Origin of the sequence: Oceanobacillus alkalisoli (assembly GCF_022213125.1) — a bacterium.
GTDB classification, from domain to species: domain Bacteria; phylum Bacillota; class Bacilli; order Bacillales; family Amphibacillaceae; genus Oceanobacillus; species Oceanobacillus alkalisoli.
The window spans coordinates 36,250-43,183 of record NZ_JAKNRA010000017.1 but is presented as its reverse complement, the minus strand read 5'-3'; the positions used below and the strand labels follow the sequence as shown (position 1 = coordinate 43,183).

General features: G+C 40.9%; 6 protein-coding genes. 1 reads left to right on the top strand and 5 read right to left on the bottom strand.

Going from position 1 to position 6,934, the window contains the following annotated elements; translation table 11 throughout:
- Window positions 1-183 precede the first annotated feature (183 nt).
- Window positions 184-1,296 (bottom strand): GntR family transcriptional regulator, encoded by a 1,113-nt coding sequence (locus tag L3V42_RS16265; protein WP_235763795.1) that lies wholly within the window; start codon window positions 1,294-1,296, stop codon window positions 184-186.
- A 155-nt stretch (window positions 1,297-1,451) separates the two neighbouring features.
- A complete protein-coding gene (locus tag L3V42_RS16260) occupies window positions 1,452-2,147 on the bottom strand; it encodes an L-ribulose-5-phosphate 4-epimerase (protein WP_305082627.1) in 696 nt (231 codons plus the stop codon).
- A 141-nt stretch (window positions 2,148-2,288) separates the two neighbouring features.
- Here L3V42_RS16260 and L3V42_RS16255 point away from each other — a divergent pair, with 141 nt between their 5' ends.
- A complete protein-coding gene (locus L3V42_RS16255) occupies window positions 2,289-3,329 on the top strand; it encodes an aldose epimerase family protein (RefSeq protein ID WP_238472472.1) in 1,041 nt (346 codons plus the stop codon).
- 61 nt (window positions 3,330-3,390) lie between these two features.
- On the opposite strand, the gene rnhA is transcribed toward L3V42_RS16255, so the two are convergent.
- From rnhA to L3V42_RS16240, 3 genes are all read right to left on the bottom strand, one after another.
- Entirely contained in the window at window positions 3,391-4,044 is a 654-nt protein-coding gene (rnhA, locus tag L3V42_RS16250; RefSeq protein ID WP_238472471.1) for a ribonuclease H, read from the bottom strand.
- Window positions 4,045-4,083: 39 nt separating this feature from the next.
- A complete protein-coding gene (locus L3V42_RS16245) occupies window positions 4,084-5,241 on the bottom strand; it encodes an MFS transporter (RefSeq protein WP_238472470.1) in 1,158 nt (385 codons plus the stop codon).
- A gap of 423 nt (window positions 5,242-5,664) precedes the next feature.
- The gene (locus L3V42_RS16240; RefSeq protein ID WP_238472469.1) at window positions 5,665-6,810 is read right to left on the bottom strand and encodes an MFS transporter; all 1,146 of its coding nucleotides are present in this window, start codon (window positions 6,808-6,810) and stop codon (window positions 5,665-5,667) included.
- Window positions 6,811-6,934: the final 124 nt, after the last annotated feature.

Below are 6,934 nucleotides of genomic sequence, written 5' to 3'. Positions count from 1 at the left end.
TTATAATGTTTAAACATAAGGACACCTCTTTTGTGATGAATTATTGTTGTGGTAACTTTAATTTTATCAAAAGGTGTCCTTTTTGTTGAGTAAAATAAGAGTAAATAGAAAATCGCTTCACGCTTTTGGCGCGAAGCGATTTTCTATTTACTGGGGTTTTGTCCCAGCATCATTCGGATTTAATTATCCCTTCTTTTCCTGAAGAGAATCATGAAGTCTCTTTAAGTCTAGAACCGAATCCCGTTCAATCAACTCCGGCTCATAAACTTTCGAACGGACTTCCTGTTTATTAATCATTTCAATCATCATTTTCCCTGCATCGAATCCCATCTTTTCCTGGGGATGACGAATCGTTGTCAGCCTTGGGTTCGTATAATTGGAAAACGGGTAATCATCCACGCCAATAATTGAAATATCTTCCGGGATTTTCAACCCAATCTCTTTTGCAAAATTCATAATTTGAATCGCCAGCTGGTCATTATAACAAACGATTGCCGTTGGAGCATATTTAGAACGTGTCAGCATCGTATGCAGCTTTTTAAATATGTTATTTATTTTTTCCTCTGTCTGATACATCATCATGTCACCCATATTCGAGATTTCCGGGTGATCCTGATAAGCCTTAATAAAGCCGTTCATCCGGTCAATCCCTTGCTTATCATCTACCTTAAAGATTCCGACAATCTGCTGATGCCCTTTGGAAATCAAATAATTGGTCGCCATCTCCCCTGTCCTAACATCATCCATCACTAAATAGGGGATATCGAGATTATCATACGTCGCATTGATCGACAACATCGGGATACCCATCGCTTTCATATTATCGTACATATTTTTATTCAGATTATTTCTCGCACTCTTTGTTGGCTCGATAATAAATCCTGATAATTGATTGGCTGTCAGATTCGTTAAACTTTTCCGCTCTTTCTCTGGATTGTTCTGCGTATCTGCAATGAGTATCGAGTAACCGTATGTCGAGATATAATTATCGATGCCGCTGATGATATTCGGGAAAATATAATCCGCTATATGGGTTGATATGAGTCCGATCGTCTTATTTTGAATCTGCTGCTTCGGTTTACTTTTCCAATCATTAACAAATATACCAGCACCTTGAATCCGGTAAACGAAATTATCCTTCTCCAGCTCATCAATGGCCCGGCGCACCGTGAAGCGACTTACCTCATATATTTCCATCAACTCTGATTCCGTCGGTAATTTATCACTTATCTGGTACGTACCAGATAAAATCTTCTCACTTATATCTATTTTTATTCGTTCATATTTTTTAACCATGGTGAGGTCCCCTTCTAGCCTATATCACTTTTATGTAAAAGTTTTAAAAATTTCATTTATATCATGACAAACTCATTATAACATAAAGAAAAAACGCTGCCTTGAAGGAGCAATTGATACACGCTTCAAAACAGCAGCATTTTATTCAATCTCATTTACTTTTGCCCATAATAAGCATTTTTTCCATGTTTTCTTAAATAGTGTTTATCTAATAAATAGGAATCCATGTCAATCTGATGGGGGTTCAATTGTAATGTATGATACGTCATTTTGGATACTTCCTCCAGTACGACGGCATTATGAACCGCATCCTCTGCTGATTTCCCCCATGTAAATGGACCATGATCATTGACAAGAACTGCCGGTACTTCAGACGGATTAATTTGTCTTTCTTCAAAAGTCTCCACGATAACATCGCCTGTCTGCTTCTCGTAATCCTGAACTACTTCTGATTCCTTCATTTTTCTCGTAACCGGAACCGAGCCATAAAATGTATCTGCGTGGGTCGTGCCTGCAGCTGGTACATCTAGGCCGGCTTGCGCAAATGTCACCGCCCATGGTGAATGAGTATGAACGACACCTTGGATTTCCGGGAATTGTTTATATAATACAAGATGAGTTGCTGTGTCACTCGATGGATTCAAATCACCTTCAACAACATTCCCGTCCAAATCAAGAACAACCATTTGTTCCGGCATTAATTCCTCATAAGCTACACCACTCGGCTTAATGACGACAAGATGCTTTTCCCGATCAATTCCGCTGACATTTCCCCATGTGAACGTGACAAGATTATATTTCGGCAGTAACATATTCGCTTCATAGACCTCTTGTTTTAACTTTTCCAACATCGGCATTCATCCCCTTACAGAATTATTAACTCTCTTTAGTTTATACCACTTGTCCGTATAAGTCAAAGCGAATTGACTTTCATACGTATAACTGATACAATTATTTTGTAACCGTTTACTCAAACTAGAAAGTTGGTGCCCATGATGGTGACAATTACAAATGAAAGATTAAGCGCTCAAACAGACATCCCCTTAAAGAAATACACCGTAGACAATGGAAATGGTTACGCCTTTTCCTGTCTGAACATCGGTGCTACGTTGACGTCCTTAACGATGCCAGATAAAGACGGCAACATTCATAATGTTTTACTTGGTTTTAATGAACCGCAAGATTTTATAACAGACCAAACGTACTTCTTCGGAAAAGCCATCGGCAGAGTTGGCGGAAGAATTAAAGATGGAGCTTTCCAGTATAATAATGAACATATTCAACTGCCACAAAATGAAGGGAATAACACATTACATGGTGGCAACAATGGATTCCATAGCTTATGGTGGGACGTTTCCGCACTTGGGAATGGTATTATTTTTACAAAAACGATTCAACCCGAGACGGACGGCTTCCCAGCTGAACTCGCCGTGTCCATTTCGTATACTTGGGTTTCCGGAAATCAGTTACAAATTGAATTTACCGGTGAGAATCAATCCGAAGTTGCGACTTTATTCAATCCAACCACCCATAATTACTTTAATTTAAACGATGATAAAACAGCAGGGCTGGGAGGTCATCAATTAAGCATTCGAGCGCGCAAGACGGTAGAGCTTGATGAAAACCAAATCCCGACTGGTAAACTACTAACTATTTCAGACACAGCTTACGACTTTAACAAGGAAAGTAATCTTTTAGAAAAACTGGAATCTGTCAAACAAACTGGTGCTTCTGGCTTTGATGACCCTTATAAGGTGACGGATTCAGAAGTTGCCGTATTAAGGAATTTAGATAACGGACGATGTATCCGCATTCATTCTGATCGAAATGGACTGGTTTTTTATTCTTTAAATGCGACGGAATCAAAAATAACTGTAAATGATGGACATGCCCTTTCCCCTCATATGGCTGTTGCGCTCGAGCCACAAACATTACCTGGTGCGGTACATCATCCGGATTTTGGAAATATTGTGCTTGATGCCGGTGACAAAAAGACATACCGGATTATTTATGAATTATCTGTGGACGAATGATTTGAATAGATAAACTAGAGTGGCTGGGAGCAAAAAGAAATTGCCCTTCCAGTCACTCATTTTATTTCCTCCCGTAATCCGCCTTAATCTCGCCCCACTTTTTCGTATCCCATTTCTTAATTTTATTTTCGTACGTATGGGTATGAAGCCATTCAAGCGCCCGGTCAATCAAATTCCAAATTTCTTCTGTTGATGCATCCCTTTTTAACGTTGTCGAAACCTTTTTTTCCCGCACCCATTTCATCGCATTGACCGAATCGGTATAAATTGTCTTCTCGCTGCCCTGTTTCTGCAAGAATGCGAGGGCATGCACAATTGCCAGGAATTCTCCTAAGTTATTCGTTCCCTTTTTAATCGGACCATAAGAAAAAACGACTTCTCCTGTACGCGTGTCTACCGCTTGATATTCAATCGGACCTGGATTTCCACGGGTACCGACGTCAACAGAAATACTGTCATAATCAATTTTTTCTTCAGGGGAATTTGCGGAAATATTTCCCGCCGGCTTCTTGCGCTGCATGGCACTTGCATTTCCACCACTCCCCCAATTATTCTTCCAGCCCGCTTTATATGCCTTCTCTGCTTCAGCAAGACTAGGATATGATTTGAATTTTGCTTGTTTATAACCGCTCGTCTGTTTCTGGCAGTCTGCCCAGCTCGTATAAATACCAGGATTTCTGCCCTCCCAGACGACATAATATTTTTGCTTTGCCATTATTGTACGACTCCTTTTTTAGGTGCTTACACCAAATAACTAAGCACTTAATCTATCACGAGCTGCCCCTTTAAACAAGGCGAAAGCTGCAACAGATAAAATAATTCCTGAAATATATGGCAGTTCCATTGCAACCGAGTACAGAACTCCCCCAAGCACTGGGCCGATGATTCTTCCAAGAGAATCAACCGAAGATAAATAACCGGTCGTCTTCCCATAACCCGCACGTGATTTTTTCGTTAAGAGAGACGAAATACTCGGCCTAATCACACCATTCCCCACTCCGAATATCGCAAGGAAAATAGCTGCGGTGATGAAGTTCTGTGTAAATAGGATGAGCGCAAATCCAATCGCTGAAATGATAATCCCCGATTGAATAATCCGCACTTCGCCAAACTTTTTCGTCAATTTCCCCATATTCCCTTGAACCGCTGCACTCGCAAGGCCCATGATCATAAAAATATATCCTAGCTTCACTGCGTCAAGCCCGGCTTTAGCTGCTGCGAAATAAGCAAATGTCGCTTCCAGCCCTGCAAGGGATAGTGTAATGAAAAATTGCAAGAAGTAAAGAGTCGCAAACGGTCCCGCAATTGCTTTACGGAAGGGCTGTTTCTTGTCTGCACCCGCTTTTCCAGCTTCTGAATATTGCAAGGACTCTTTTAAGAAAAACATGACGAAAAGGAGTGTCAGAAACGATAAGGTTCCCGCTATGTAAAATGGTGCATGCAGATTAATATTTGTGAATACCCCGCCGATTGCAGGACCGAAAATAAATCCTAGTCCTGTCGCAGCACCGATTATCCCCATTCCTTTACTGCGGTCTTCTTCCGTTGTGATGTCTGCAACGTACGCCATCACGGTCGGCATGTTTGCTGCTGACAATGCCCCGCCGATAACCCTGGCGACAAACAGCATCCATACTTGTGTAGATAGAGACATAAGGAAAAAGGATAGCGATAAGCCAAATATACCTACCATAATAACTGGTTTTCTGCCATACCTGTCCGATATCCTCCCCCACACCGGCGCAAAAAGAAATTGCATGAATGAATATACTGCCATTAATAATCCAAGTTCCGTAGGCGAGGCACCGAGGTCCTCCGCATAGAACGGGAGCACTGGAATGATGATTCCAAAGCCGACCATCACAAGGAACATGATCATAAAGAGAATTGGCAGCACTTTTTTTAGTTTCAAGTTTATACCACCTTTATTCATTAACCTTACTTTTCCACTGTATATGTTGATTTTAAGTTCTTCACTTCTGTAACAGTATAATTTATGCTAGTTTATTCTTCTCCTTAAAGGATGGAATTCACCTTATTTAGCTTCTTTTTTATGCTAGGCCCCTTCTATGAGACAGTTTCACGGAGCTAGAGCAAATTTTGTCTAATAGGCCCCACTTATGAGACAATTTCACAGATTTAGACCTGATTTTGTCTAATAAAACTCTTATACGAGACAGTTTCACGGTTCTAAAGCTGATCTTGTCTAAGAGAACTCTTATATAAATCTATCGCTTTCATTATACGCTAATATAGAAAATATGGCAGGTGTGATGTCTTTTTTCGCAGTGAAAAAAGCAGGCTGTACCAAGGCAGCCTGCTTAGCTTTTCACTATTATTTTCCCTTGACCGGATATTTCCTCGCAATGAATAGCAAGATCACTCCAACCGCCATCATCGTAATCGCACTTGAAAAGAACGGCAGTCCCAACGTCTCTGCAGTCGCTCCAGAAACAAACGAACCGGCAACTGCACCAAAGGAAAAGAATGCATAAAAGATTCCATACGCTTTCCCGCGGTCCACTTTAGATGAAGCCTCTGCAACAATCTTGTTCATCGAAGGGAATACAAAAGCAAAACCGATGCCATAAACGACCATGAGTAGCATATTCAACCAATAAATGGACACGATATTCAGCATAATATGCACAGAACCAATAATCATGATTCCTGTAATGACAAGCGATAAGGAAGAAAGCCGGTCAAATATCCGGTTGATAGGCGTCAAGAAAACAATGAGTGCCACAATGCCATAGGTGCTTAACATCATTCCCGTTGTTTCCGAGGTAAGTCCCATATCGCTCACCTTTAAAGGCAAGGCAAATGCCAATGTTCCGTTACTGATCATCAAAGCAAACGCGGCAAGTGATGCTTGGAGAACTAACGGATGCTTCAGAAGCGGCATGAATTCACTTAAAGAAAATTTCCCTTTCTCCGTAGACACATAGGACTCCTCAATAAACTGATAAATTAAAAACGAACTGATGAAAAATAAAACCGCTACAAAAATGAATACATATTCGATTTGCGATCTTGCTGCCATCGCACCGCCAATTGCTGGACCTGCAATCGCCGCAATCCCGATAGCTGCACCTGTAAATGCCATTGATCTACCGCGAGTTTTTGACTTCGAGATGTCACCAACATACGCAAAAGCTGCCGGGATCAGCACCCCACCAGCAAGTCCGTGGAAGAAGCGAATAAAGAATAGCTGCCAACCGGACTGGGCAAGCGGATAAAAGATAAGGATGACTGCCGCAAAAAACATCCCTGTTAAGAGCATTCTTTTTCTTCCATACCGGTCAATCCAATGCCCGCCGAAAATATTACCGATCATATTGGTCAGCGAATAAATAGCAACAATTGACCCGGCCAAAAGATGAGATGCTCCTAATTCCATCGCATAAGGCGTAATAATCGGCAACTGGATAAATGTATCCAAGAATGATACAACGATAATAATAAATAAAATTCTACTCATACTATAACCTCTTCACAGATTTTTCTATCCATCATTATACCTGAATAGGGTGAAATATACAGTTGGTAGGGGCTAACAGAAAACTTATTTCAGATAAATTGTTACAACCTTGTCAACTCCTATA

Excerpts from the sequence above, each read along its gene's own strand:
- L3V42_RS16265 (WP_235763795.1), bottom strand. The coding sequence starts at position 1,296 with ATGGTTAAAAAATATGAACGAATAAAAATAGATATAAGTGAGAAGATT.
- L3V42_RS16260 (WP_305082627.1), bottom strand. The coding sequence starts at position 2,147 with ATGTTGGAAAAGTTAAAACAAGAGGTCTATGAAGCGAATATGTTACTG.
- L3V42_RS16255 (WP_238472472.1), top strand. The coding sequence starts at position 2,289 with ATGATGGTGACAATTACAAATGAAAGATTAAGCGCTCAAACAGACATC.
- rnhA (WP_238472471.1), bottom strand. The coding sequence starts at position 4,044 with ATGGCAAAGCAAAAATATTATGTCGTCTGGGAGGGCAGAAATCCTGGT.
- L3V42_RS16240 (WP_238472469.1), bottom strand. The coding sequence starts at position 6,810 with ATGAGTAGAATTTTATTTATTATTATCGTTGTATCATTCTTGGATACA.